Here is a 24,797-nt window from a genome sequence, read left to right as displayed (position 1 = left end):
ACCGGGGCCGCGGCCCGGCGGCCACGCTGGATCCATGAGCACTGCAACGCGAACGCGAGCGGCCGACACCGGCCGCACAGTGGACTCGGCGGTGGCGGTCGAGGACCTCACCTGCCGGTACGGCACGTTCACCGCCGTCGACCGGGTATCGATCGAGGTGACCGACGGCGAACTGCTCGCGCTCCTGGGCACCAACGGCGCCGGGAAGACCACCGCGGTCGACGCCTGCAGCGGGGCCCGCCGCCCCGACGGCGGCACCGTCCGCGTGCTGGGCCGCGACCCGGCCGAGCACCGGCGCGAGCTGGCCACCGAGGTGGCCGTGATCGGCCAGGAGAGCGGCTTCGCCGACGAACTGACCGCGATCGAGACGCTGCGGCTGTGGAACGACCTGCACGGGCGAGGCAGCGACCCGGACGCAATGCTGGAACGGGTCGACCTGTCCGCCGGCGCGTCCAAGCGGATCGAGTCGCTCTCGGGCGGCGAGCGGCGCCGCCTGGACCTGGCGATGGCGCTGGCGGTAAGGCCGCGGGTGCTGTTCGCCGACGAGCCGACCACGGGCCTCGACCCGGCCTCGCGCCGCACCGCCTGGAGGCTGCTGCGCGAACTGACCGAGACCGGGACGGCGGTCCTGCTGACCACGCACTACCTCGAGGAGGCCACCGAGCTGGCCGACCGGGTCGCGATCATGGACGCCGGATCGGTGGTGCGGTTCGGCACCGTCGAGGAGGTCACCGCCGAACACGAGGCGGTGATCGGCGCCCGCCTGCCGCGGGCGGTCACCGGACTGGACCTGCCGGTCCTCGACGGCCGTCCGGAGCTGGCCGACGGGCGGCTGACGATCCGCACCGACGAACTGCAGCACGACCTGCACCGCCTGCTGACGTGGGCCGATTTCCAGGGCATCGCACTGGAGGGCCTGAGGGCGCAGCCGGCCTCGCTCGACGAGGTGTTCGCCGAACTCGCATCCGGACGGGAGCACTGACATGACCACTGTGGAGAAAAAACCGGTCCGCCGGCCGGGACCGGCCTGGTGGCCGCTGGCGCGCGCCGAGACCCGCCTGATCATCCGGAACCGGACGGCGCTGCTGTCGGCCGCGACGCTGCCGCTGGCGTTCGGGCTGGCGCTGATCTTCTTCGAGGTCGGATACCTGGTCGGGGCGCCGGGGGCGCTGGCGGCGATGCAGTTGATGTTCCTGCAACTGTTCGGGGTGTACGCGACCGGCACGATGACCCTCGCCTCGCGGCGGCGGCAGCACTACCTCAAGCGGCTGCGGACCTCCCCGGCCTCGACGACCGGGATCGTCGCCGGACTGACGGTGCCGCTGGTGGCGCTGACGGGTCTCCAGACGGTGCTGGTGTACGCCGCGGCCGGGGCGGTGCACGGTTCGGTCCCGGCCGCGCCGGTGCTGCTGGCGGCGGCGTTCGCATTGGCTTCGGTGACCATGGTCGGCTTCGCGTTCCTGACCGCGGCGTTCACCTCCACGCCGGAGGCCGCGCAGTACACGATCATGCCGGGCTTCGTGCTGCTGATGATCGGCATGTCGTGGGTGCAGACGAGCGAACCGGAATCGCTGGGGCCGCTGGCGCTGCTGGTGCCCGGCGGAGCGCCGACGGCGCTGGCGCGGGCAGGCTGGGACGGCCCGGCCGACTGGGTCGGCGAGGTGGTGTGGCCGGTCGTGATCGGCGCGGCGGTGGCCGCGGCGGTGTGTTGGGCGGCGGCCCGACTGTTCCGGTGGCAGCCCCGGACGTGACGGGCCGCGCTTCGGGCGGCGGTCGGCGACGGCCGCCCGAAGCGGTGCGGCTGCTAGGTTCACCGGCATGGAGACCCTCGACCTCACCCACGCCGGACGCACCCTCCGAGGCGTGCTGCACCTGCCCGGATCCTCCCCCGCCCCGGCCGTGGTCCTGTGCCACGGGTTCGGCGGCAATCGGATGGAGTTCGGGAACGTCTTCGTCGACCTCGCTCGGAGCCTGACCGAGCGCGGACTGGCGGCCTACCGGTTCGACTTCGCCGGTCACGGCGACTCGGACGGCGACTTCGCCGATCTGACCGTATCCGACCAGGTCGAGCAGGCCCAGGCAGCCGTCGAGGCGGTCGCGGCGCACCAAGCGGTCGAGGCCGAGCGGATGGCGCTCATGGGCATGAGCCTCGGAGGACTGACCGCCTCGCTGGTGGCCGCCCGGCTCCGGTTCCCATCGCTGGCGCTGTGGGCGCCCGCGGCGAAGGCGGCGGCCGCGAACAAGCCGGAGGAGGACCACCGCTGGACCGCGGTCGCCGAGCACGGGTTCTTCGACCTGGGCGGGAAGCCGATCCACCGGCGCTTCCTCGACGACGCGTTCGGGATCGATCCGTGGGCCGATGCCGCCGGGCACGACGGGCCGGCCCTGATGGCGAGCGGCACGGCCGACGACCTCATCACCGACGATGTCATCGAGCGCTACCGGGAGCTGTACGACGACCGGCTCGAGGAGCACCGGTTCGAGGCGGTCGGCCACGCCTTCGAAACCGTCGCCGCGCGCGAGCGACTGGTCGAGACGACCGCGGACTTCCTGGCGCGCAACACCTGACGAAGCATCGGTCCGCACTGTCGGGAACCGGACAACGACCCGCCGGTGTCATTGCAGGGCGCGACGGCCACCGGAACCTACGTTGAGCCGGTGGTCACCTACGAACACGAGACGCCGCTGAGACTGCTGCAGGACGACCCGAAGCTCGCCACGGAGCTCTATTGCGACCTGCTCGGCCAGCGGCTTCCCGACTACACCGAGATCCATCCCGGCTCCTCCCCGGGCCAGCAGGAGGACCTCGCCTCGCAGGTCGCGGCCAAGGAATCCTTCTGCCTTTGGCAGGGCATCGCTGTCGACCAGTGGGTCAGCGAGATCGGCGACGGCATGGACCTGCGCCGCAGGAAGCTGCTGGAGTTGAAGAACCGGATCGAGGACGGCCTGATCGGACACGTCCTGATGGCGCACCAAGACCGGATCGCCCGGTTCGGCTACGACTACCTGGAGCACATCGCGGCACAGCACTGCTGCCGGATTACCGTCGTCAACGACGAGTCGCTGTCGCCGCACCAGGAGCTCGTGGAGGACCTGTTGGCTATCGTGCACACGTTCTCGTGCCGCCTGCACCGGCTGCGCGGCTACGAGCAGACCTTGAACGACGAGCTGTCGGGAGGTCAGCGGTGAAGGTCACTCGCATCGCCTACAGTGCCGGGCTCAACCCGGGCAAGTACGCCCAGTTGGTCGAGCAGGCGCGGAGGCTCGGGGTGGTCCGGGCGAAGGTGTGGCGCGAGTACGGGTCGGTGCAGGGCGTGGGTGTCGGTGGCCGCGCCATCCGGGACCGGTGGATGCGCGATGGCACCGCCGATGGCTTCGGGGTGCTGGCGAACGCGTGGAAGGAGACCGTGCGCGACGCGGTGGCCGATATCACCGCGCACTGCGAGGCCGCGAAAACCCGGGCGCGGCAGGCCATCCACCGCCGGACCGGCGACGAGGCCGAACGCAAACGCCTGTACACCGCGCTCAAGTGCGACACCTGGACGACTGACCCGTTCCTGCGCAGGGTCATGCGCCGCTGCTGGCGCCGCTCACGCACCCGCATCACGAACCAGATCATCGTCCGCTCCGACCAGTTCAAGACGTACACGCTCACCGACGGCGGCAACGTGTGGCTCGCGATTCCGGGCCTGGAGCGCCGCAGCACGGTGAAGATCCCCCTGGGTACCACGGTTGCGCCGACCGGGACGCTGCGGGTAATCCTCCGCGATGGCCGCCTCGAGGTGCATTACGCGATCGACGCCGCCGAGATTCCCTCCAGCAGGCGACCGGTCGGCGCAGCGACGATCGGTGTGGACAAGGGCTACACCGAGGTCCTGACCGACTCCGACGGGCACCACCTGGGCACCAGTCTCGGCAAGCTTCTTTCGGCCGAGTCCGACTACCTCAGGGTCAAGAACGCCCGACGCGCCAAGATCCACTCGGTCGCCAAACGCGCCGCCGACGACGGTGACCGAGCGAAAGCCGAACGCATCCGGCGCAGTAACCTCGGCATCGTCAAACGTCGGCGCAGGCGCACCAGGTTCGAACACCAAGTTCGGACCGAGACGTTCAACGCCGTACACGCTGTGACCGACAAGGCGCACACCATCGTCGCCGAAGACTTGACCCGGACCTTCGCCGCTCGGCACCGGTTCGGGAAGCACACCAACCGCCGCCTCGCCGCCTGGACCAAAGGCGTCACCGCAGAGGCGCTTGCAAACGTGTCGGAACGCAGAGGTTCTGCGTTGCGGCTGGTCAACGCTGCCTACACCTCGCAAGTCGCCCCCTGCTGCGGTGTCCTCGGACGCCGAGCGGGGGACCGGCTTCACTGCACCGAGTGCGGGGCGGTGTGGCATGCAGACCATGCCGGAGCGATCAACGTCCTGGAACGAGACGGAGACCCCGACATCTCCCTGTGGACTCCGCACGCGCGGGTGAGGCAGATCATCCAGGAACGGGCCGATCGCCGACGGACCAGACTGCCGGTCCAGGACTCCAGCCCACCACGGGCGGAGAGCGAAACATCCGATTCGATCAGCAATGATCACGAATAAGGAAGCAGGCGGAATACATGGCGGACACCACCGAAACCCGACCGACGATCTTCGACAAACTCGAAGAACGCGGCAAAGCCGAAGGCCGGACCGAGGGCCGGACCGAAGGAGAGGTGGACATGCTGCTGCTCATCCTCGAACAGCGCGGCATCGAACTCGACGAGGCCGACCGGGAACGCATCACCTCCTGCACCGACACCGGGCAACTCCGCTACTGGGCCACGAGGGCCTTCCAAGTCGATACGGCCGACCGGCTCTTCGGCTAGTAAGGTCCGCCCGCCGCTCGGGGGCGTGCGGCGGGCGGACCGAATGGGAGGAGCAAGGTCTACGTCAGCACCCGCTCGAAAGCACGGCGGGTCTCGGCGAACACCTCCGGACCGGGGCGCTCCCAGAGGGCGTCGTTGAACAGCTCGACCTCGATGGGGCCGCCGAACCCGGTGGCGTCCACGGCCTCGGCATAGCGGCGCAACTCGATGCAGCCGTCGCCGAGCTGCCCGCGGCCGGTCAGGACCCCGGCCGGCAGGGGCGTCACCCAGTCGGCGAGCTGGAAGGACGCGATGCGGCCCTCGGCCCCGGCCCGGGCGATGCCGTCCCAGACCTCGGGGTCCCACCAGATGTGGTAGGTGTCGACCACCACCCCGACCGCCGCGGCCGGATGCGGCGCCGCCAGGTCCAGGGCTTCCTTGAGCGTGGCGACCACGCAGCGGTCGGAGGCGAACATGGGGTGCAGCGGCTCGATCGCGAGGGTCACGCCGCGCTCGGCCGCGTACGGGGCCAGGGCCGCCAGGGCCTCGCCGACGCCGGCCCGGGCGGCGTCGATGGTGCCGCCCTCCGGGATCGGCCCCGAGACCAGCACCAGCGCCGGGGCGCCCAGTTCGGCGGCCTCGTCGATCGCGCGCCGGTTGTCGTCGATCGCCGCGGGGGTCGGGTCGGTGAAGAACCCGCCCCGGCACAGGCTGGTGACCTCGACGCCGGAGTCGCGCAACTGCCCCGCGGTGGCGGCCAGGCCCTGCTCGGCGACCGGCCCGCGCCACAGCCCGATGCCGCAGTCGGCGCGGGCGCACGCCTCGATCGCCTCCCGCTGGTCCCAGAACTTGGCGGTGGCGTGGTTGAACGAGAACCGGTGCAGGGCCTCGCCGCTCATGGCCGCCCCCTCGGGGGCTGCCCGGCCACCTTCAGCAGGGCGTCGAACCGCTCCTCGGCCAGCGCCCGGTCGGGGAGGAGCCCGACCGCTTCGGCCAGGTCGTACACCTCGGTCAGGTGGCCGATCGTGCGGGCCGATTCCAGGCCGCCGACCATCCGGAAGTGGTCCTGGTGGCCGCACAGCCACGCCAGGAACACCACGCCGGTCTTGTAGTTGAACGTCGGGGCCTCGAAGACCTTGCGGGCCAGGGGGACGGTCGGGTCGAGAACGGCCCGGAACCCTTCGGTGTCGCCGTCGTCGAGCCGCTGCGCGGCCTTCGCCGCCAGTGGCGCGAGCGGGTCGAAGATGCCCAGGAGCGCATCGGAGTACCCCTGGTCGTCGCCGGCGATCAGTCGCGGGTAGTTGAAGTCGTCGCCGGTGTAGCAGCGCACCCCTTCGGGGAGCCTGCGGCGCAGCGCGATCTCGGCGTCGGCGTCGAGCAGGCTCATCTTGACGCCGTCGACTTTGGAGGCGTTCTCGGTGATGATGTCGACGAAGACGTCGGCGGCCTCGGACAGGTCGGTCGAGCCCCAGTAGCCGGCCAGGGCCGGGTCGAACATGGGCCCGAGCCAGTGCAGGATGGCCTTGCCGCTGACCTCGCCGAGCAGGTCGGCGTAGAGGGCGCGGTAGTCGTCCGGGCCCTTCGCGGTGGCGGCCATGGCTCTGGAGCACATCAGGATGGTGCCGGCGCCGGCGTCCTCGACGACGGCGAGCTGGTCGAGGTAGACCGCGCGGATCGCCTCGAGCGTGGTCTCCTCGGCCGGGAGCTGGTCGGTGCCGACCCCGCAGGCGAGGAGGTCGCCGGCGTCGGCGGCGTCGGCCGAGCGGCGGATGAGCTCCTTGGTGGCCTCCCAGTCCAGGCCCATGCCGCGCTGGGCGGTGTCCATGGCGTCGGCGACGCCGAGCCCGAGGTCCCACAGGTGGCGGCGGTAGCCGATCGTGGCGTCCCAGTCGACCGCGGCGGGCCGGCCGGGGCCGTTGTCGGCGGTGGGGTCGGCGACGACGTGGGCCGCCGAGTAGATCACGCGGGAGTCGAACTTCCGGCTCACAGGTCCAGCTCCTCCAGGTCGATCCGCCGGCCTTCGCGGGCCGAGCGGTAGCCGGCCTCGGCCAGTTGGACGCCGCGGGCGGCGGCCAGGAAATCGTGGTGCCAGGGGGCGTCGTCGACGACGTGGCGCAGGAACTCCTCCCACTGGAGTTTGAAGCCGTTGTCGAACTCGGCGTTGTCGGGCACCTGGTACCACTGGTCGCGGAAGCTGATCGGCTGGTCGATGTCGGGGTTCCAGACCGGCTTGGGGGTGTGGGCGCGGTGCTGGGCCCGGCACTTGCGGAGGCCCGCGATCGCCGAGCCGTCGGTGCCGTCGACGTGGAACTCGACCAGTTCCTCGCGGTCGACGCGGGTGCACCAGGAGGAGTTCATCTGCACGACGGTGCCGTCGGCGAGCTCGAAGATCGCGTACACCGCGTCGTCGGCGGTGGCGGGGTAGGGCTTGCCGCGCTCGTCGAACCGCTCGGGGATGTGGGTGGTGACGTGCGCGGTCACCGACTTGACCGGGGCGATCGTCCCTTCGAACACGTAGGACCAGTGGGGGAACATGTCCAGGACCATGCCGCCGCCGTCCTCGGCGCGGTAGTTCCAGGACGGGCGCTGGGCGTCCTGCCAGTCGCCTTCGAAGACCCAGTAGCCGAATTCGCCGCGGACCGACAGGACGCGGCCGAAGAACCCGGAGTCGACCAGCCGCTTGAGTTTGCGCAGACCCGGCAGGTAGAGCTTGTCGGCGACGGCGCCGTTCTTGACCCCCGCGTCCCGGGCGGCACCGGCGAGGCTGAGCGCGTCGTCGAGGTTGGTCGCGATCGGCTTCTCGGTGTAGACGTGCTTGCCGGCCTTGATCGCGGCGTTCACGGCGGCGAGCCGGTGCTGGGTGGACAGCGCGTCGAAGTAGACCTCGACGCCGTCGTCGGCGAGGGCTTCGTCGAGGCTGGTGGTGTATCGGTCCAGTCCGTGACGAGCGGCGATGTCGGCGAGTTTGTCGGCATTGCGGCCGACCAGGACCGGCTCGGGCCAGATGACCGATCCGTCCGCGCGCTCGACGCCGCCCTGCTCGCGGATCGCCAGCAGCGAGCGCACCAGGTGCTGCCGGTATCCCATGCGCCCGGTCACGCCGTTGAGGGCGATCCCGACGGGAATGCGTTCTGTCATAGGGGTCTGCTCCAGACGATAGCTATGCCAATGTTCGGCTCCGCAAGCGTCCACCGACACCGGCAAACGCTTTCTCGAGGGTTTTTCAGAAGCATACAGCAAAACCACATACACATGAAAGCGGTCGCCCGACAGAATCGCGCCCTGCCTCGGCGCGGCCGGAGCCGTCCGGGATCTCGGGCGGGTGGAGGGTCCGGGAGCGGCGCCGGCTCAGCGGCTCAGACGGCCTGCTCGGTGATGTCGCTGACCTCGCCGCGCGGGGCCCAGATCTGGTAGACGCCGGCGTCGTAGGGCTCCAGGCCCAGACTCCGGGCCACATCGCTGCGGCCGCCGCGGTATTCGAGGCGCAGCCAGTCGCCGGATTCCCCGAGCACGATGAACGGCTCGCCGCGCCAGGTGCCGACCGTGCGGACGTAGAAGAAGTCCTCGAGCTCCTCGATCGGCACGCCGCGGCGGTAGCGGCCCTCGGCGACCTGGACGAACCCGTCGCCGCCGGTCGGCGAGTACAGCCGCACGTGAGCCCCGTCGGGGCTGGAGTCGTATTCGGCGCCCTTCCACCGCGCGATGTAGCCGTCCCGCACCTCTAGGCTCCCTTCCACTCGCGGTCCCGGTTCTCCAGGACCGAGGCGGCCTTCTCCTCCGGGGCCGGCCGCAGCAGGTCGTAGTGGCCCTGGGCGGGGTCGCCGAAGGCGTCGCCGAGCGCCGAGGACTCGTAGCCGCCGGTGTCGTAGCCCTGGGCCTGAGCGTGGGCCTGGCCCTGGTAGCCCTGCGACTCGGGGCCGGGCGCGGCCTCGCCCATCGGGCCGGAGGTGAAGCCGCCGCCGTGCCCGGCGGGCTGGCCGACCGGCGGCGTCGGCGACGGTCCGGCCTCGATGGCGGCCGGTCCGCCCGGGGCCCCGTCGACCGGGGCCCACTCGCGCGTGTCGGCGTCGTAGACGGCCACGTCGGTCACCTCGCCGCGGGAGTCGATCCGCAGGATCCCCGCCCCGTGAGGCAGCCGCAGCGAGTCGATCTTGAACTCGGGGATCCGGTCGTCGGCGGTCTCGGAGGCGGCGAACCCGTCGCCGCGGAAGGGCCCGGGCTCGACGATCCAGCCGCCGCGCTCGGCCGCGGTCGGCTCGTCGTTGCCGCCGACCGCCCGCGGGTACAGGTCGGTGCGGTAGCCGGTCCAGCGCAGCACGTGCACCGAGTCGTCGGTGGGGTTGAAGTCCTCCGAAGACCGGATCAGGCCCAGCGCCAGGTACAACTGCGCCGGCGTGCGCAGGTGCTGGACGGACTCGACCGGATGCACGAAGCCGCCGACGCGGTCGTAGCCGCGCTCGAGGTAGAACGACACCTGGTGGTGCGGGATGGTCTTCTGCCACTGGACGGGCTTGGAGCGCCGGGCCGCGGCCTTGGCGCGGACCTCGGCGGCCTGCCGCCGCTCCATCTCGGTGGCCAGCGCCAGCAGCTCCTTGGCTTCGGCCCATTTCAGCAGCGGCTCGACCTCCGGGCCGGACATGTTGGCGCCGACCTCGGTGCCGGGGTTGACGTAGAGGGCGTACTCGACGCCGGGCCAGTGCTGGATCAGCCACCCGAACGGGACCTGCGTGTACGGGGCGTCCTCGCCGGAGCGGGCCTGCAGGCGCTCGACGGTGGTGTAGACGGTGATGCCGTGGATGCCGTCGACGATGTCGCTGGCCCAGCGGAAGGCCGGGTCGCCGACGCGGATCGCGGTCGCCTCGGGGTCGGCGACCGGCAGGATGACGCTGGTCGACAGCAGTGTCTGCAGGAACGCGGCGGTGTCGCCCTTGGCGGCGGACTCGGCCAGGATCGGCTCGGCCTCCTCCCCGCTGAGCTCGGCCGGCGCCGGCCGCCGCTCGGAGGACGGGGCCGGTTCGGACGCGGCCGCCGGGCGGCGTTCGAAGGCGCTGGACATCGACGTGAACGACCCGCCCGCGCCGGAATCCGCCTGCTGCGGCGGTGGCGACTGCCGGGCGTAGGGATCGGACCGGGCGGACTCGGCGGCCTGCCGCTCGGCGAGCGTCGACGGGTCGGGCTGCTGCTCGCGCAGCCATTCGGGCGCGTCGGGCCAGTCGGTCTGCTCGGTCGGCCACTGCGGCTGCTCGGGGAACGGCGAGGACTGGCCCCCCGCCGGTTCGGCGAACGGGTCGGACTGGGACCCGGGCGGCTCGGCCTGGGGCGGCTGCCGCCGCGGCAGGCCGGCGCCGGTGGTGCCGTCGACGGTCGAGTACGCCCCGGTGGCGCCCTGTCCGTCGGAACGGCGCGGCGGCGCCGGGACGTCGGGGACCGACGGCGCCGCGGGCATGAAGTCGCTGTCGCGCCGGCCCGGGGCCGGCTCCATCGGATTCGCGAAGGGGTCGGACTGGTTCACGGAGGCGAACGCCTGCTGCTCGCCCGATTGCGACTCGGCCGGGACGGTGGTCATGCCCTGGGCGACCTCGGTGACGAACCAGGCCGGCAGGTAGCCCTCGATGGGCAGGCCCGGGTTGACCGCGAGCCACCAGTCCTCGTCGGGCCAGGCGTCGGACAGCGCGTTGAAGCGCACCCGCCGCGAGGATCCGGCGTTGTCGCGCAGGCACAGCGACAGGGCGGCCTCGGAGGTGAAGGCGAGGATGTGGGTGCGGTCGTCGGTAGTCCAGGTGGCCCAGGTGTCGGCGCCGCCGATGCCCGCCGGGTCTTCATAGGACAACGGAAGGACCAGCTCGATCTGAGAGAGTATCCGAAAATATCCGTCCTGGTCGTCGGCGCGCAGCGCCTCTCGGAGACGGTGCTCGATCTCGTTACTCGGTTCCCACATCGATCCCATTCAGCCCTTCTCCCCTACCGGTCCTCGATGGGGCAGCGACGAGTGGACGCGGCGTCCCCTCGCGATGGTCACCGTAACGCGAGGGCGTTGTCAAGTTTCCGTCAGTAGGGCAAAAATAACGAAACCATAAAGGCGAGCGCGTGTCACTCCCACCTTTTGGGCGGTCCGCTGTGCAACCATCCGGTTCTCATGGGGGACCGCACCGCTCGTTTCGTTATCGCATGCGTCTGTTCGACCATCTTGGCACTCTCGCCGAGCCTGCCCGCGCAGGGGTCGTCGGCGGTGTCGTCGTGGCACGTGCCGACGATCGGGGCCGAACGGGCATGGCGGACCGCGACCGGCGCCGGAGTCACTGTCGCGGTCATCGACTCGGGCGTGGACGCGGACCACCCCGACCTGGCGGGGGCGGTGCTGCCGGGTCGCAGCTACGTCACCGAGGCCGGCCGGACCGGGCCGCGCCTGCTGGCGCTGGGCGCCGACCGGCGCCGGAACGGCGACGAGGCGGTCGCGCACGCCGATCCGGTCGGGCACGGCACGGCGGTCGCCGGGCTCATCGCCGGCCGCGGCGGCGGCTCCGGCTCCGGAGTGGCCCCGGCCGCCGAGATCCTGCCGGTGCGGGTGCTGGACGACCAGAACCGCTACGACGATTCGGCGCTGGTGGCCGACGCGGTCGAATGGGCGGTCGACCAGGGTGCGGACGTGGTCAACCTGTCGCTGGGGGGCCACTACGACTCCCCCGCCCTGGGATCGGCGATCGAGTACGCGGCCGCCCGCGACGTGCTGGTGGTGGCGTGTACCGGCAATCAGGCCCTCGAGGGGGCCGGCGAATCGGTGTGGTTCCCGGCGCGCGATCCGCGGGTCCTGGCGGTGACCGGCGTGGACCGGAGTCTGAGGCGGTGGCCGACGGCGATCTCGGACGACCGCACCGATCTGGCCGCGCCGGGCGTCGGCCTCTGGGCACCGGCGGCCGGCGGCGGCTATAAAGAGGCCACCGGCACCTCGTTCGCCTCGGCGGTGGCGGCGGGAGCGGCCGCGCTGGTGCGGTCGGCGCAACCGGAACTGAGCGCCGACGAGGTCAAGTACGTGCTGACCGCGACCGCGGGCCCCGAGGGCCCCGGCATCGGCGCGGGCGTGGTGGACGCCGCCGCCGCGGTGGCGGCCGACCTGGACCGGCTGCCGCCCCAGCCGTTCGAGCTGCGGGCGCGGCAGGAGGCGTCGGCGCCGTGGCCGGCGACGGTCGGCACGGCCGCGGCCGGCCTGCTCGGTGCCGTGACGCTGCTGCTGCGGGCGCGGCGCCGTCCCGCGGCCCGGTGACCGCCCCGCGCGGGCTTCGGCGGCGTCGCCGGCCCCGCGTAACATGGCGGCGTGACCGCCGCCGACGCCCGCAACGGAACCGAAAGCGACCTGGCCAAGAAGCGCCGCGCTCGCGCGATCGACCGCCTGCTGGCCGCGGCCCACCCCGACGCGCAATGCGAGCTCGACTACTCCACACCGCTCGAGTTGGCCGTGGCGACGATCCTTTCGGCCCAGTGCACCGACGTGCGTGTGAACCTCACCACCCCCGCGCTGTTCGCGGAGTACCGCTCCGCCGCCGACTACGCCGAGGCCGACCCCGAGCGGATCGAGGCGATCATCCGCCCGACCGGTTTCTACCGGAACAAGACCAAGTCGATCATCGGACTGGGCAAGACGCTGGTCGAGCGGCACGGCGGCGAGCTCCCGCAACGCCTCGAGGACCTGGTGAAGCTGCCCGGGATCGGCCGCAAGACCGCGAACGTGATCCTCGGCAACGCCTTCGGCGTCCCGGGGCTCACGGTCGACACCCACATGATCCGGCTGACCGGCCGGCTCGCTCTGACCGAGGGCAAGGACCCGGTCAAGCTGGAGTTCCGGCTGCAGGAACTGATCGACCCGCGCGAGTGGACGATGTTCTCCCACCGCATCATCTTCCACGGCAGGCGGGTGTGCATCGCCCGCAGGCCCGCCTGCGGGGCGTGCACGCTGGCGAAGCAGTGCCCCTCGTTCGGCGAGGGCCCGACCGACCCGGCCGAGGCGGCCCGGCTGCTGCGCGGCGACGACGCCGAACGCGAGCGCCTGGCGAAGCTGGCCGGGATCGAGGGCGCGCGGTGAGGCGGGCGCTCCCCCTGGCCGCGGCGGCGATGCTGGCCGCCTCCGGATGCTCGGGCGGCGACCCCGGCTCCGCGCCCCCCGCCTCCGAGGCGGCCCCGGAGCCGACCTGGTCGGTCGCGTGCGAACCGGGCACGACGCCGGTGGAGCCGCTCGGCGAACTGTCGCTGCCGTGCCTGGGCGACGGCACCGCCACCGAAGTCGGCCTCCGCCCGGACCGGCCGCTCGTGCTGGTGCTGTGGGCGAGCTGGTGCGGTCCGTGCGTCGAGGAGGCGCCCGAGATCGAGGCGTTCTACCAGGACCACGGCGACCGCATCGACGTCCTCGGCGTGGACACGGCCGACACCGTCGACCGGGGGCGCTGGTTCGCCGAAGACTTCGACCTGTCCTACCCGTCGGTGTTCGACGCCGACGAACGGGTCCGGACCGCGCTCGGCGTCCCCGCGCTGCCGGGCGTGGCGTTCGTCGCCCCCGACGGGCGGGTCGCCGAACTGGTCACCGAGCCCGGCGTGACCGCCCAGGGCCTCACCGAGACCGCGTCGAAGGCGTTCGGCATGGAGCTGCCGTGACCGCCGACCGCACCGCCCCGTACACCGCGGCCGAACCGCTGCCGCGGTGGTGGCGGCCGCTGCTGGAGGCCGCCGGACGCGAGCACGGCCCGCGGGTGTCCCGCCCGGCCGCCGAGGCCTCCCTCCTGTACTCCCCCGACGACGGCGCCCGGACCGCGTCGGTCCTGGTGCTGCTGTCAGAACGGGCCGGCGGCCCGTCGGTGCTGCTGCAGCAGCGCGCCGGCGGGCTGCGCCACCACGCCGGAGAGGTCGCCTTCCCCGGCGGCGCGGCCGATCCCGACGACGCCGACACCGCCGCCACCGCGCTGCGCGAGGCCGCCGAGGAACTGGCGGTCGACCCGGGCAGCGTCGACGTCGGCGGAACCCTCCCTCCGGTGTGGATCCCCGTCTCGGGGTTCGCGGTGACGACGGTGCTCGGGTTGTGGCGCCGGCCGCACCCGGTCACCCCCGTGGCCGAGGAGGAGGTCGCCGCCTCGCACCTGGTGCCGATCGAGGCCCTGGCCGATCCCGACTCGCGCGGAACGGTCCGGTACCCCTCGGGCCGTACCGGACCCGGCTTCCGAGTCGACGGCGTACCCCTGATCTGGGGCTTCACCGCCGGGGTACTGTCGTGGCTGCTCGAATTGGGCGGCTGGGCCCGGCCGTGGAACACTGACCGGATGATGCGGCTCGAGCGGTACTAGGAGGGCCATGCAGGAAGAAGCGCTCATGGGGGCCGGCGGCGGCCTGCTGGTAGACGTCCTCATCGTCCTGCTCGCGCTTCTGTTCGCGATCAACGGCTACCGGCAGGGCTTCATCATCTCGGCGGCGACGTTCCTGGGGTTCCTGGGCGGGGCGCTGCTGGGGGTCCAGTTGGCGCCGATGGCCGCCGACTTCTACACCGACCCGCTCGCGAAGCTCGTCGCCGCGCTGGTGGTGGTGTTCGCGCTCGCCCTCGGCGGGCAGGCGCTGTTCACCGCGCTCGGGTTCAGGATCCGCAGACGGCTGCGCACCAACGGAACCCGTCGGCTCGACCATCTGGCCGGGCCGGTGGTGTCGGTGGTGGCGGTGCTGCTGGTGACCTGGATGGCCGCCGCGCCGCTGGCGAACGCCGGCATGCCCGCGGTGGCCAGCGCCGTGCGGCACTCGAGTCTGGTGGGCGGAATCGACCGGCACATGCCCGAGGCGGTCAAGGGCGTGTACGACTCGATGCGGGAGTCGCTGGACACCTCGGAGTTCCCCGACGTGATCTCCGGACTGGACCCGACCGAGGTGCGGCCGGTCGAGCCGCCGGACCCGGAGCTGGCGGCCTCGGGCGTGGTGACCGGTTCGGAGCCGTCGGTGCTGAAGGTGCACGGTTCGGCGCCGGCGTGCGACCGGCAGATCGAGGGCTCGAGTTTCGTGTACGCCGACGATCTGGTGGCGACGAACGCGCACGTGGTGGCGGGGACCGAGCACGTGCAGGTGGAGTCGGCCGGGACGCGGATGGACGCCGAGGTGGTGGTGTTCGACGCCGAGCGGGACCTGGCGGTGCTCTCGGTGCCGGGCCTGGACGCGCCGGCGCTGCCGCTCGCGGACGGGCAGACCGCTTCGGGCGAGGACGCGATCGTGCTGGGCTACCCGGGCGGGGCGGGCTACACGCCGACCGCGGCGCGGGTGCGCGAGGCGCGGGTGGTGTCGGGGCCCGACATCTACAACTCGGGGACGGTGACCCGGGAGGTCTACCAGTTGTACGCGACGATCATCGGCGGCAATTCGGGTGGGCCGATGCTCACTCCCGAGGGCGAGGTGGCCGGGGTGGTCTTCGCGGCCGCGGTCGACGATCCGGAGACCGGTTACGCGCTGACGATGGCCGAATCGTCGCCGGTCCTGGACGCCGGCGAGTCGGCCCCGGGGCCGGTCGACACGGGCTCGTGCACGTTACGGTCGGCGCGTTCACGCGCGATTCCCGGCGTGAAGGCTGCTCACGGGGGTGGGCGTGGCGTCGCATAGGCGGTAGGCTGTAGCGGTCGTCGCCGGTCGGTACTGCGGCTTTCGGGTGAAACCCCTGCTCGCCGGGTGAGTCTATGCTCACGCCGTGATTAGCGGAACCGCAGGTGCGCCTTCATTCGGATTCGGATGACATATCGGTGCCGACGGTGCGCATGTGGATTTACGGGGGTCTCGCTCCCGCAATGCGGACAAGAGGCATAGACTCAGTACTTGCACTAGCGGTGCGTTGAAGAAAGGTGCGAACGGACATGGAAGATGTATTGGCCAGGGCCGCGCTGTTCAAGGGCGTGGACCCCGAAGCTGTCGAGTCGCTCATCAAAGAGATGGAGTACATCGACGTCAACAAGGGCCAGACCGTCTTCACCGAGAACGAGCCGGGCGACAGTCTCTACATCGTCATGTCCGGGAAGGTGAAGCTCGGGCGCCGTTCCGCCGACGGCCGCCAGAACCTGATCGCGGTCATGGGGCCCTCCGACATGGTCGGGGAGCTGGCCCTGTTCGACCCGGGCCCGCGCACCGCCACCGCCACCGCCCTGACCGACACCCGCCTGGCCCGGCTGTCGAAGACCGCGCTGCGTCCGTGGCTGGCCAATCGGCCCGAGATCGCCGAGCAGTTGCTGCGGGTGATCGCGCGCCGGCTGCGCCGCACCAACGACTCCATGGCCGACCTGATCTTCACCGACGTGCCCGGCCGGGTGGCGAAGGCGCTGCTGCACATGGCGAGCCGCTTCGGCACCCGCGACGGCGGCGTGCTGCGAGTCACGCACGACCTGACGCAGGAGGAGCTGGCGCAATTGGTCGGCGCCTCCCGCGAGACGGTCAACAAGGCCCTGGCTGATTTCGCCGGCCGCGGTTGGCTGCGCCTGGACGGCAAGAGCGTCATCATCATGGACCCCGAGCGCCTGGCCCGGCGCGCCCGCGTCTGACCGGTCCGCACCGCCGACGGCCCCCGGCCCCACGGCCGGGGGCCGTCGGCGTCCAAGGGAGTGATCTCCCAGGCTCCCGCTTATGGGGGATTCGACGAGGGACCTGTCGGCGTCTAGACTTCCGGTAACCATCCTCGGAGCCGGTTTGAAGGAGCGTTTGTGGCAGGCCAACTGAACGTCGAACTCGTAGCGGTCGAGTCGAAGGTGTGGTCCGGTGAGGCGGAGGCCCTCTACGCTCGCACCACCGAAGGCGAACTCGGCATCCTCCCCGGCCATCAGCCGATGCTCGGTGAGCTCCAGGTCGACAGCGTCGTCCGCATCGTCCCCGCCGACGGCCCCGAGCGGTCGTGGCGGATCGAAGGCGGTTTCCTGTCGGTGACCACCGACGGGGTGACGGTCCTGGCCGAGACCGCCGAGGCGGTCGAATCCGCCGCAGCCTGATCCCATGTTGAAAGCACTGCTCGTCGCCGCCGCCCTCGCGGCGGCCGTCGCGGTGTTCCTGATCCTGACGTACGTGCGGCGGTCGGCGCTGTCCCGGTTCGGGTCGGTGGCGATGGCGGCACGGCTGTCCCGGCGCATGGCCGGGCGGGGCTGGGCCCCCGGCTTCGCCGTGTACGACCGGGGGACGTTGCTCTGGTACCGGATGTTCTCCCTCGCGTTCGGCCCCAGGTACACCCTCTCCCGGTCCGAGCTCCAAGTGGCCGAACGGCGGGAACCGGCCGGTGCCGAGGCGCAGATATTCCCGCCCGATGTGGAGATCCTCCATTGCAAGAGTCCCACCGGTGACGTCGAGTTGGCGATGACCGACTCCGCAGTCACCGGTTTCCTCTCCTGGCTCGAGGCCGCTCCCCCGGGAGCGGCCTTTCGCGATTTCGAGTAGTTCCGGCCCCGCGCCCGGGTGCGGGGCGCGGGGCCGGAACTCGGGGTTTCCCCGGTTTCCTCGGTCAGGTCCCGATGCGGGGGAACGGCTTGGTGGAGAAGACGACCTCGACCGGGACCTCGAAGTGCTCGGCGATCTTGAGCGCCAGGTGGAGGCTGGGACTGTATTCGCCGCGTTCGAGGTAGCCGACCGTCTGGTAGTGGACGCCGAGGGCGTCGGCGAGGCGTCGGCGCGAGATCCCGCGCTCGGCGCGCAGCACGGCGATCCGGTTGTAGACGACGTCGTCGGCCACGGCCCTTACCCCCACTCCTGGTACATCTTCTGGCGCCTCGCGGCCATGGTGGAGCCGGATTCGCGGCGGGCCATGCGGCTCAGCAGCTTCGGTGCGGCCGCCAAGGCCGTGATCGACCAGGCCGCCAGCACGGCGAACATGGTGAGCGTGCGCCAGGACCCGCCGATCTCGACCACCACGGCCGAGTCCGCCAGCATCGCGTGGCGCATGCCGAGGCCGGCCCAGTACATCGGGAAGACCTGACCGACGGCCTGCGCCCAGCCGGGCATGCCGCCGAGCGGGTAGAAGATGCCGGAGACGGCCATGAGCGCCATGAAGGGCAGCATGACCACGCCCATGTTGCGGGGGTTGTCGATGAGCGCCCCCAGCACGGCCCCGATCGGCATCGTGGCGGCCATTCCCAGGGCGAGCACCGCCAGGAACGTCAGCCAGCGGTCCGGGGAGCCGAATTCGAGGCCGTCGAACAGCAGCAGGCCGACCGCGAGCAGCACGACGACGCCGGCGGCGGTGAACAGCGCGATCGACCCGATGTGGCCGATCAGGTATCCGGTCATGCCGCCGGGCATCGACTTGGCGCGCAGGAGCGTGCCGTTGGTGCGGTCCATGACCAGGATGCCGAGAACGCCGAAGACGCCGCCCCAGACGATGAACATGCCGACCAGGCTCGGCATGTTCATCGAGCCCAGGGAGACCGGCGCGCCTTCGATGTCGACGCCGCGCAGGAACAGCAGCACCACCACGGCGATGCCGACCGGGAGGACGTAACCGAGCACATCGGATGGCGTGGTCAGGGAGATCCGGGTCTCGATGAGGGCGCGGCGCCAGCCGGTCCTGTAGGCGTGGAGGGTGGGGTTCACCTCGAGACCTCCTTTCTGAATCGGTCGACCGCGGCTTCGGCCTCCCCGGACTCGAACCGCTCCACCAGGGTCAGATAGGCGTCTTCCAGGTTGGCGCTGTGGACCTCCAGGTCGCGGACGGCCCCGTCGTCGGCCGCCAGCAGCTTTCGGACGAAGCCGGTGGCGTCGTCGGTGGCGTGGACCTGGCGCCGCCCGTCCTGCATCCACTTGACCTCGGCGCTGGTGGCCGCGGCCCGGGCGAGGGCGTCAGGAGAACCGTCGGCGATGATGCGGCCGCCCGCGAGGATGAGGATGCGGTCGGCGAGCTTCTCCGCCTCGTCGAGGTCGTGGGTGGTGAGCAGGACCGTGACACCCTCCATGTCGGTGAGCCGGTGGATGAGTTCATGGAACTCGCGGCGGGCGTGCGGGTCGAAGCCGGTGGTGGGTTCGTCGAGGAACAGCAGGCTCGGACGGCCGACGATGCCTGCGGCGACGTCGAGGCGCCGGCGCTGCCCGCCCGAGAGGGTCTGGACGCGCTGCTTGGCCTCGCCGGCGAGGCCGACGAGTTCGAGCAGGCCGTCTGCCTCCCACGGGTCGGAGTAGGGGCGGTAGTAGTCGGCGAAGTGGGCGAGGAGGTCCCGCACGCGCCACTTGCCGTTGTCGTTCCACTCCTGGAGGACGATGCCCATCTTCGCCCGCCAGCGCTCGTCGCCGTGCTCGGGGTCGAGGCCGAAGACCTCGACTTCGCCGCCGCTGCGGGCGCGGAAGCCTTCGAGGATCTCGACCGTGGTGGTCTTGCCGGCCCCGTTGGGGCCGAGCAGGGCGGTGACGCCTCCGGGTTCGACGGTGAGGTCGAGGCCGGAGAGGACCTCCTTGTCGCCGTATCGCATCCGCAGGTCGGACACGGCGATGGCGGGTCCGTCGGGGGCCGGGGCGTGCGCCATGGTCACCTCCGTCGTACAAGTCTGTCGTTTGATAGCAGTCATACTACATTTCACAGCATGACTTTGCAATCCGGCTACAGCACCGCTATGGATCGGCCCGATGCTTCGGCGGGGAGCGGGACCGGCCGCTCCAATCCGTATACCCCCACGGGGTATAATGTGCTCCAGGCGTTCGTCCAGCGGAAGGAGCCTCAAGAATGAGCGATCACCATGCGCACCCCGAGGACTCGAGACACCCGGCGAGTCACGGAGACCACGGCCGGCACGCAGGCCACGACCCGGAGGCGTTCCGCCGCAGGTTCTGGCTGAGTCTGGCCCTGACCGTGCCGGTGGTCGTGACCAGCCCCATGATCATGGACTGGTTCGGGTACGCACTCGACTTCCCCGGAATCGAACTGATCGGACCCGTGCTCGGCACCGCGCTGTTCGCATACGGCGGCCTGCCGTTCCTCGCCGGGGGCCTCAGCGAGGTGCGGGACCGCGCCCCGGGGATGATGCTCCTGATCGCCACCGCGATCTCGGTCGCCTACATCGCCTCCCTGGCCACCAGCCTCGGCGCGTTCGACCTCGAGTTCTGGTGGGAGCTGGGGGCCCTGGTCACCATCATGCTGCTGGGCCACTGGCAGGAGATGAAGGCCGTCGGCCAGGCCCGAGGGGCCCTGGCCGCGCTCGCGGCGCTGCTGCCCGACCGGGCCGAACGCCTCCGCCGTGACGGCTCGGTCGAGCCGGTCGCGATCGGCGACCTGACCGTCGGCGACCTCGTGCTGGTCCGCTCGGGATCCCGAGTCCCGGCCGACGGCGTCATCGCCGAGGGCGAGGCGGAAATGGACGAGTCCATGATCACCGGCGAGTCCCGGCCGGTCGCCAGGGGCGACGGCGACCGCGTGGCGGCCGGCACCGTCGCGACCGACTCGGCGATCCGCGTCCGCGTCGACGCTACCGGCGACGACACCGCCCTCGCCGGGATCCGGCGGCTGGTCGAACAGGCCCGGTCCTCGCGGGGACGCGGCCAGGCCCTCGCCGACCGCTTCGCGGCGCTGCTGTTCTACATCGCCGTGGGCGCCGCGGTGACCACCTTCGCGGTCTGGTCGCTCCTCGGCGACGCCGGCGCGGCCGTGGTCCGGACCGTCACCGTCCTGGTCATCGCCTGCCCGCACGCGCTCGGTCTGGCCATCCCGCTGGTCGTCGCGATCACGACCGCGACGTCGGCGCGGTCGGGCCTGCTGGTGAAGGACCGGCTCGCGATCGAGCGGATGCGCACGGCCGAGGCGGTCCTGTTCGACAAGACCGGAACGCTCACGCAGGGAGCGCACAAGGTCACCGGTATCGCCGGGACCGACCGATTCGACCGGGACGCGGTGCTGCGCGTGGCGGCCGCCGTCGAATCCGACTCCGAGCATCCGCTCGCCAAGGCGATCGTGGCCCACCGCGGCCGCGGCGAGGTCGCGCACGCCGACGGCTTCCGCTCCCGCACCGGCAAGGGCGTCGAGGCCGCCGTGGACGGCGAGCGGTACGCCGTCGGCGGACCCGCGCTGCTGCGCGAACTCGGAACCGAATCGCCCGAGCCGCTGCGCGGCGACATCGACACCTGGTCGGGACGGGGCGCGACCGTGCTGTACCTCATCGCGCTCGCCGAATCGAAGGTGCTCGGCGCGATCGCCCTCGAGGACGAGATCCGCCCGGAGGCGAAGCGGGCCATCGAGGACCTGCGCGCCCAAGGAGTCGGGAAGATCGCGATGATCACCGGGGACTCGCGGGCCGTGGCCGAGGCCGTCGCCGCGGACCTCGGCTTCACCGAAGACCGTGACGAGGTCTTCGCGGACGTGCTGCCCGCCGGCAAGGACCGCGTCGTCGCGGACCTGCAGGCGCGGGGGCTGACCGTGGCGATGGTCGGCGACGGCGTCAACGACGCGCCTGCGCTGGCGCGCGCCGATATCGGGATCGCGATCGGGGCCGGCACCGACGTGGCGATCGAGTCGGCCGGGGTGGTCCTGGCCTCCTCGGACCCGCGCGGGGTAGCCGCGGTGATGCGGCTGTCGAAGGCGAGCCACCGCAAGATGATCGAGAACCTCGGCTGGGCCGCCGGGTACAACATCGCCGCGATCCCGCTGGCGGCGGGCGTCCTGGCCTGGGCCGGGTTCACCCTGAGCCCGGCGGTGGGGGCGGTGCTGATGTCGGCCTCGACGATCGTGGTCGCGCTCAACGCGCAGTTGCTGCGGCGCGTCAAGCTGGCGCCGGCCCCTTGAGGCGGCCGGTCGCCCTCCCGCGCCGAGGCCACACCGCTCAGTGCTGCGACTTCTTGGGCCGCCAGAGGATGTCGTCGCCGTCGTTCGCGATGCGCGCCAATACGAACAGCAGGTCGGACAGCCGGTTGAGGTAGGTGACCGGGACGGCGTGGGTCGTGTCGGGTTCGGTCTCCAGCAGCTCCCAGGTCGAGCGTTCGGCGCGGCGGGCGACCGTGCAGGCCTGGTGCAGCAGCGCCGCGCCCGGGGAACCGCCGCGGAGGATGAACGACCGCAGCGGCTGCAGGTCGGCGTTGAACTCGTCGATCCAGCCTTCCAGGCGGGTCACGTACTCCTCGTCGATCCGCAGGGGCGGGTACTCCGGTTCCTCGGCCACCGGCGTCGACAGGTCGGCGCCGACGTCGAACAGGTCGTTCTGGACCGCCAGGAGCACCGTCTTCATGTGGTCGGTGACCGCCCCGCCGCCGAGCGCCAGCACGCACCCGACGGCCGCGTTGAGCTCGTCGACGTCGCCGTAAGCGGCCAGACGCGGATGGGTCTTGGGGACTCGGGAGAAGTCGGCGAGGCCGGTCGTGCCGTCGTCGCCGGTTCTGGTGTAGATCCTGGTGAGATTGACCGCCATACCACCGACCCTATAGCCTCGGCCCATGTCTCACATAGCGGTAATCGGTTCGGGTCTCATGGGCTCGGGAATCGCGCAGGTCGCGGGGCTGGCCGATACGGACGTCACACTCATCGACAACGATCCGCGCGCGCTCGAACGGGCCTCGGCCACCATCGGCGATTCGCTCGACCGGTTCGTCGCCAAGGGAAAGGTCGAGGAGGCCGACGCCCGCGCCGCGCGGGGCCGGATCGCCTCGACCACCGACATGGGCGCCGCCGCAGAGGCAGAGATCGTAGTGGAGGCGGTGTTCGAGCGGCTGTCGGTCAAACAGGAGGTCTTCGAGCGGCTCTCGCGGATCTGCGGTCCGGAGACGGTGCTGGCCACGAACACGTCCGCGATCCCCATCACCGAGATCGCGGCGGCGGCGACGCACCCGGAGCGCGTGGTGGGCACCCACTTCTTCTCCCCGGTGCCGATGATGCGGCTGTGCGAGCTGGTGCGCGGGATGCAGACCGGCGACGAGGCGCTGGACCGGGCCCGGGCGTTCGCCGAAAGCACCGGCAAGACCTGCGTGGTGGTCAACCGCGACGTGGCCGGATTCGCCACCACGCGGCTGATCTGCGCGTTCGTCAACGAAGCGGCGCGGCTGGTCGAGGACGGCGTGATCTCGGCCGAGGACCTCGACACCGCCTGCAGGCTCGGGTTCGGGCATCCGATGGGGCCGCTGGCCACCGCGGACCTGACCGGCATCGACGTGATCACCCACGCGACCGGGAACATCTACGAGGACACCGGCGACCCGAAGTTCTTCGCGCCCTCGCTGCTGCGCCGCATGGTCGCGGCCGGCCGCATCGGCCGCAAATCCGGCGAGGGCTTCTTCGGCTACGAGTGACGATGGATCCGGTGGCGCGGGAGCGCTCGGCGGCACAGGCCGCGCTCGCCCAGGGGGAATGGTCGACCGCCCGCACCCGGTTCGCCCGCATCCCCGACCCCGGCGTCTCCGACCTCGACGGCCTGGCCGTCGCGTGCTGGTGGCTCGGCCTGGTGGACGAGTTCATCGACGCCAGCGAGCGGCTCCACGACGCCCATGCCGCCGACGGCGCGCCCGCCCGAGCAGGTCGCGCGGCGGTCGAGATCGCCTACATGGAGATCCTGCGAGGCAACGAGGGCACCGGTATGGGGTGGTTCGCCCGCGCCCGCCGACTGCTCGAGGCCGACCGGAACGCACCCGAACGCGGCTACCTGCTGGTGCTCGACGGCGCCGGCGCCGTCGAGGCCCGCGAATGGGAGGCCGCCGACGCCCTGTCCGCCGAGCTGCTGGAACTCGCCTCCACTCACGGCGACCCGACGCTGCAGGCCCTCGGCCTGTTCGGGTCCGGCGAGAGCGCCGTCCACCAGGGCAAGGTCACCGACGGTCTGCGGGCCCTGGACGAGGCGATGCTCCTCGTGCTCGACGGCCGAGTGGCGCCCAGTTGGGCGGGCAACCTCTACTGCCGGATGATGCAGATGTGCAGCGACCTGGGGGACCTCCCCCGCGCTCGCTACTGGACGGACATCACCGAGCGCTGGCAGGCCGGTTACGCCCCGGCCGTGATCTTCCGCGGCATCTGCCGGGTGCACCGGGTCGAACTGCTCCAGGTCGAGGGGCAGTGGGACCGCGCCGCCCGGGAGGCGGCCACCGCGGCCGAAGAACTGGACGGAATCGACCTCCAGGTCGCGGCGGAGGCGCACTACCGACTCGGCGAGATCCACCGGCTGCGAGGCGAACTCGACGCGGCGGAGGCGTCGTACCGCCGCGCGCACCGGGCCGGCAGGGACCCGCTGCCGGGCTTGGCCCTGGTCCATCTGGACCGGGGGCGGTGCCACGTCGCCGCGTCGGTGCTGGACGCGGCCCTCGCGACCGCCGCCACCGCGGCCGAACGAGCACCACTGCTGGCCGCGCGCACCGAGGTCGCCCTCGCCACCGCCGAGGCGGTGGACACCGAGACCGCCGAATCCGCCGTCACCGAGCTCGAACAGTTGGCACGCGACCATCACAGCCCCGCGTGGCGCGCCGACGCCCACCGGTGGCGCGGCACCGCGCATCTCGCGGCGGGCCGCACGGCCGAGGCCGTCACCGAGTTGCGCGAGGCACGGCACGAGTGGCAGCGGATGGGGGCGCCGTATCTCGTCGCCCGTATCCGCCTGGACCTCGCACGCGCGCTGGCGCGGCTCGGCGACTCCGACTCGGCCGACCGGGAGCGCCAGGCCGCCGCGGAGTCCCTCAGTCGGCTGGGGGCCCGGCGGGACCTGGCCCGGGTCGGCTCGCCCGGCGCCGGCGAGGACCGGGTGCTCTCCGCACGCGAAGTCGAAGTGCTGGCCGCCATCGCCGATGGGAGCACCAACCGGGACGCGTCCGGCCGACTCCACATCAGCGAACGCACCGTGGCGCGCCACCTGGCGAACGTCTACCGCAAGGTCGGTGCCGCGAGCCGCACCGGGGCGGTCGCGTGGGCGCGGGAGCGGGGGCTGCTGTGACGCCGCCGGGATATGTAGTCGACCCGTTCGCGATTGCATGATTCGGCCGATGCGGCGCCGCACCGACCGATCCTAGCGTCGAGGTTGTTACGCCCGTACAC

26 protein-coding genes are annotated in these 24,797 nt (G+C 71.7%); 17 read left to right on the top strand and 9 right to left on the bottom strand.

Features of this window, described 5'->3' with window-relative positions:
• Window positions 1-34 precede the first annotated feature (34 nt).
• The 6 genes from CUT39_RS15215 to CUT39_RS15190 all read left to right on the top strand — a co-directional run bounded on the left by CUT39_RS15215 (window position 35) and on the right by CUT39_RS15190 (window position 4,861).
• The gene (locus CUT39_RS15215) at window positions 35-982 is read left to right on the top strand and encodes an ABC transporter ATP-binding protein (RefSeq protein WP_100448023.1); all 948 of its coding nucleotides are present in this window, start codon (window positions 35-37) and stop codon (window positions 980-982) included.
• Between the two features lies 1 nt (window position 983).
• Window positions 984-1,751, top strand: coding sequence for an ABC transporter permease family protein (locus CUT39_RS15210; protein WP_100448021.1), 768 nt, complete (start codon window positions 984-986; stop codon window positions 1,749-1,751).
• 67 nt (window positions 1,752-1,818) lie between these two features.
• Window positions 1,819-2,568 carry an alpha/beta hydrolase family protein gene (locus CUT39_RS15205; protein ID WP_100448019.1) on the top strand — a complete coding sequence of 250 codons (750 nt, stop codon included), beginning with the start codon at window positions 1,819-1,821 and terminating at the stop codon, window positions 2,566-2,568.
• Window positions 2,569-2,658: 90 nt separating this feature from the next.
• Window positions 2,659-3,189, top strand: coding sequence for an IS607 family transposase (locus tag CUT39_RS15200; protein WP_157930710.1), 531 nt, complete (start codon window positions 2,659-2,661; stop codon window positions 3,187-3,189).
• Window positions 3,186-4,595, top strand: coding sequence for a zinc ribbon domain-containing protein (locus CUT39_RS15195; RefSeq protein ID WP_100448015.1), 1,410 nt, complete (start codon window positions 3,186-3,188; stop codon window positions 4,593-4,595). Before CUT39_RS15200 ends, CUT39_RS15195 begins: the two co-directional genes overlap by 4 nt.
• A gap of 17 nt (window positions 4,596-4,612) precedes the next feature.
• Window positions 4,613-4,861 carry an RpnC/YadD family protein gene (locus CUT39_RS15190; RefSeq protein ID WP_100448013.1) on the top strand — a complete coding sequence of 83 codons (249 nt, stop codon included), beginning with the start codon at window positions 4,613-4,615 and terminating at the stop codon, window positions 4,859-4,861.
• Between the two features lie 59 nt (window positions 4,862-4,920).
• Here the strand turns inward: CUT39_RS15190 and CUT39_RS15185 are convergent, their stop codons facing one another.
• The 5 genes from CUT39_RS15185 to CUT39_RS15165 form a co-directional block, all read right to left on the bottom strand.
• Window positions 4,921-5,739 (bottom strand): sugar phosphate isomerase/epimerase family protein, encoded by an 819-nt coding sequence (locus CUT39_RS15185; protein ID WP_100448011.1) that lies wholly within the window; start codon window positions 5,737-5,739, stop codon window positions 4,921-4,923.
• Window positions 5,736-6,827 carry a dihydrodipicolinate synthase family protein gene (locus CUT39_RS15180; RefSeq protein ID WP_100448009.1) on the bottom strand — a complete coding sequence of 364 codons (1,092 nt, stop codon included), beginning with the start codon at window positions 6,825-6,827 and terminating at the stop codon, window positions 5,736-5,738. Before CUT39_RS15180 ends, CUT39_RS15185 begins: the two co-directional genes overlap by 4 nt.
• Window positions 6,824-7,978, bottom strand: coding sequence for a Gfo/Idh/MocA family protein (locus tag CUT39_RS15175; protein WP_100448007.1), 1,155 nt, complete (start codon window positions 7,976-7,978; stop codon window positions 6,824-6,826). The genes CUT39_RS15180 and CUT39_RS15175 overlap by 4 nt, the downstream gene beginning before the upstream one ends.
• Before the next feature lie 218 nt (window positions 7,979-8,196).
• Entirely contained in the window at window positions 8,197-8,559 is a 363-nt protein-coding gene (locus tag CUT39_RS15170; protein WP_100448005.1) for a hypothetical protein, read from the bottom strand.
• A gap of 2 nt (window positions 8,560-8,561) precedes the next feature.
• Window positions 8,562-10,778: an SseB family protein gene (locus CUT39_RS15165; protein WP_198587164.1), complete on the bottom strand. Its 2,217-nt coding sequence runs from the start codon at window positions 10,776-10,778 to the stop codon at window positions 8,562-8,564.
• 249 nt (window positions 10,779-11,027) lie between these two features.
• Here CUT39_RS15165 and CUT39_RS15160 point away from each other — a divergent pair, with 249 nt between their 5' ends.
• From CUT39_RS15160 to CUT39_RS15125, 8 genes are all read left to right on the top strand, one after another.
• A complete protein-coding gene (locus CUT39_RS15160) occupies window positions 11,028-12,101 on the top strand; it encodes a S8 family serine peptidase (RefSeq protein ID WP_198587163.1) in 1,074 nt (357 codons plus the stop codon).
• Window positions 12,102-12,152: 51 nt separating this feature from the next.
• On the top strand, window positions 12,153-12,917 hold the full coding sequence (nth, locus tag CUT39_RS15155) for an endonuclease III (RefSeq protein ID WP_100448000.1): 765 nt from the start codon (window positions 12,153-12,155) through the stop codon (window positions 12,915-12,917).
• A complete protein-coding gene (locus CUT39_RS15150) occupies window positions 12,914-13,483 on the top strand; it encodes a TlpA family protein disulfide reductase (RefSeq protein WP_100447998.1) in 570 nt (189 codons plus the stop codon). Before nth ends, CUT39_RS15150 begins: the two co-directional genes overlap by 4 nt.
• Entirely contained in the window at window positions 13,480-14,166 is a 687-nt protein-coding gene (locus CUT39_RS15145; protein ID WP_198587162.1) for an NUDIX hydrolase, read from the top strand. Before CUT39_RS15150 ends, CUT39_RS15145 begins: the two co-directional genes overlap by 4 nt.
• Before the next feature lie 7 nt (window positions 14,167-14,173).
• Window positions 14,174-15,454 carry a MarP family serine protease gene (locus CUT39_RS15140; protein ID WP_232805773.1) on the top strand — a complete coding sequence of 427 codons (1,281 nt, stop codon included), beginning with the start codon at window positions 14,174-14,176 and terminating at the stop codon, window positions 15,452-15,454.
• Between the two features lie 248 nt (window positions 15,455-15,702).
• Window positions 15,703-16,380: a Crp/Fnr family transcriptional regulator gene (locus CUT39_RS15135; RefSeq protein ID WP_030144656.1), complete on the top strand. Its 678-nt coding sequence runs from the start codon at window positions 15,703-15,705 to the stop codon at window positions 16,378-16,380.
• A gap of 159 nt (window positions 16,381-16,539) precedes the next feature.
• Window positions 16,540-16,821: a F0F1 ATP synthase subunit epsilon gene (locus CUT39_RS15130; protein WP_100447996.1), complete on the top strand. Its 282-nt coding sequence runs from the start codon at window positions 16,540-16,542 to the stop codon at window positions 16,819-16,821.
• Window positions 16,822-16,825: 4 nt separating this feature from the next.
• A complete protein-coding gene (locus CUT39_RS15125; protein WP_100447994.1) occupies window positions 16,826-17,260 on the top strand; it encodes a DUF2550 domain-containing protein in 435 nt (144 codons plus the stop codon).
• A gap of 64 nt (window positions 17,261-17,324) precedes the next feature.
• On the opposite strand, the gene CUT39_RS15120 is transcribed toward CUT39_RS15125, so the two are convergent.
• The 3 genes from CUT39_RS15120 to CUT39_RS15110 are packed head-to-tail and all read right to left on the bottom strand — an operon-like array spanning window position 17,325 to window position 19,332.
• The gene (locus CUT39_RS15120) at window positions 17,325-17,552 is read right to left on the bottom strand and encodes a helix-turn-helix transcriptional regulator (protein ID WP_100447992.1); all 228 of its coding nucleotides are present in this window, start codon (window positions 17,550-17,552) and stop codon (window positions 17,325-17,327) included.
• A gap of 5 nt (window positions 17,553-17,557) precedes the next feature.
• Window positions 17,558-18,409, bottom strand: coding sequence for an ABC transporter permease (locus CUT39_RS15115; RefSeq protein WP_100447990.1), 852 nt, complete (start codon window positions 18,407-18,409; stop codon window positions 17,558-17,560).
• A complete protein-coding gene (locus CUT39_RS15110) occupies window positions 18,406-19,332 on the bottom strand; it encodes an ABC transporter ATP-binding protein (protein ID WP_100447988.1) in 927 nt (308 codons plus the stop codon). Before CUT39_RS15110 ends, CUT39_RS15115 begins: the two co-directional genes overlap by 4 nt.
• Before the next feature lie 197 nt (window positions 19,333-19,529).
• Between CUT39_RS15110 and CUT39_RS15105 the strand changes: the two genes are divergently transcribed.
• The gene (locus CUT39_RS15105) at window positions 19,530-21,578 is read left to right on the top strand and encodes a heavy metal translocating P-type ATPase (protein ID WP_100447986.1); all 2,049 of its coding nucleotides are present in this window, start codon (window positions 19,530-19,532) and stop codon (window positions 21,576-21,578) included.
• Between the two features lie 37 nt (window positions 21,579-21,615).
• Here the strand turns inward: CUT39_RS15105 and CUT39_RS15100 are convergent, their stop codons facing one another.
• Complete coding sequence (locus CUT39_RS15100; RefSeq protein ID WP_100447984.1) at window positions 21,616-22,197, bottom strand: cob(I)yrinic acid a,c-diamide adenosyltransferase; 582 nt, start codon at window positions 22,195-22,197, stop codon at window positions 21,616-21,618.
• Between the two features lie 25 nt (window positions 22,198-22,222).
• On the opposite strand from CUT39_RS15100, the gene CUT39_RS15095 reads away from it, so the two are divergent.
• Both CUT39_RS15095 and CUT39_RS15090 read left to right on the top strand, forming a co-directional pair.
• A complete protein-coding gene (locus CUT39_RS15095; protein ID WP_100447982.1) occupies window positions 22,223-23,071 on the top strand; it encodes a 3-hydroxyacyl-CoA dehydrogenase family protein in 849 nt (282 codons plus the stop codon).
• 2 nt (window positions 23,072-23,073) lie between these two features.
• Window positions 23,074-24,696, top strand: a complete 1,623-nt coding sequence (locus tag CUT39_RS15090) for a LuxR C-terminal-related transcriptional regulator (RefSeq protein WP_100447980.1) — start codon at window positions 23,074-23,076, stop codon at window positions 24,694-24,696.
• The last annotated feature ends 101 nt before the right edge of the window (window positions 24,697-24,797 follow it).

The organism is Glycomyces xiaoerkulensis (genome assembly GCF_002798405.1).
Classification (GTDB): domain Bacteria; phylum Actinomycetota; class Actinomycetes; order Mycobacteriales; family Micromonosporaceae; genus Glycomyces; species Glycomyces xiaoerkulensis.
The sequence above is the reverse complement of the archived record's forward strand: the minus strand, read 5'-3'. Positions and strand labels throughout refer to the sequence as shown.

Coding starts and splice junctions, on each gene's coding strand:
- CUT39_RS15215 (WP_100448023.1), top strand. CDS start 35: ATGAGCACTGCAACGCGAACGCGAGCGGCCGACACCGGCCGCACAGTG.
- CUT39_RS15210 (WP_100448021.1), top strand. CDS start 984: ATGACCACTGTGGAGAAAAAACCGGTCCGCCGGCCGGGACCGGCCTGG.
- CUT39_RS15205 (WP_100448019.1), top strand. CDS start 1,819: ATGGAGACCCTCGACCTCACCCACGCCGGACGCACCCTCCGAGGCGTG.
- CUT39_RS15190 (WP_100448013.1), top strand. CDS start 4,613: ATGGCGGACACCACCGAAACCCGACCGACGATCTTCGACAAACTCGAA.
- CUT39_RS15185 (WP_100448011.1), bottom strand. CDS start 5,739: ATGAGCGGCGAGGCCCTGCACCGGTTCTCGTTCAACCACGCCACCGCC.
- CUT39_RS15175 (WP_100448007.1), bottom strand. CDS start 7,978: ATGACAGAACGCATTCCCGTCGGGATCGCCCTCAACGGCGTGACCGGG.
- CUT39_RS15165 (WP_198587164.1), bottom strand. CDS start 10,778: ATGTGGGAACCGAGTAACGAGATCGAGCACCGTCTCCGAGAGGCGCTG.
- CUT39_RS15140 (WP_232805773.1), top strand. CDS start 14,174: ATGCAGGAAGAAGCGCTCATGGGGGCCGGCGGCGGCCTGCTGGTAGAC.
- CUT39_RS15135 (WP_030144656.1), top strand. CDS start 15,703: ATGGAAGATGTATTGGCCAGGGCCGCGCTGTTCAAGGGCGTGGACCCC.
- CUT39_RS15125 (WP_100447994.1), top strand. CDS start 16,826: ATGTTGAAAGCACTGCTCGTCGCCGCCGCCCTCGCGGCGGCCGTCGCG.
- CUT39_RS15110 (WP_100447988.1), bottom strand. CDS start 19,332: ATGGCGCACGCCCCGGCCCCCGACGGACCCGCCATCGCCGTGTCCGAC.
- CUT39_RS15105 (WP_100447986.1), top strand. CDS start 19,530: ATGAGCGATCACCATGCGCACCCCGAGGACTCGAGACACCCGGCGAGT.
- CUT39_RS15100 (WP_100447984.1), bottom strand. CDS start 22,197: ATGGCGGTCAATCTCACCAGGATCTACACCAGAACCGGCGACGACGGC.
- CUT39_RS15095 (WP_100447982.1), top strand. CDS start 22,223: ATGTCTCACATAGCGGTAATCGGTTCGGGTCTCATGGGCTCGGGAATC.
- CUT39_RS15090 (WP_100447980.1), top strand. CDS start 23,074: ATGGATCCGGTGGCGCGGGAGCGCTCGGCGGCACAGGCCGCGCTCGCC.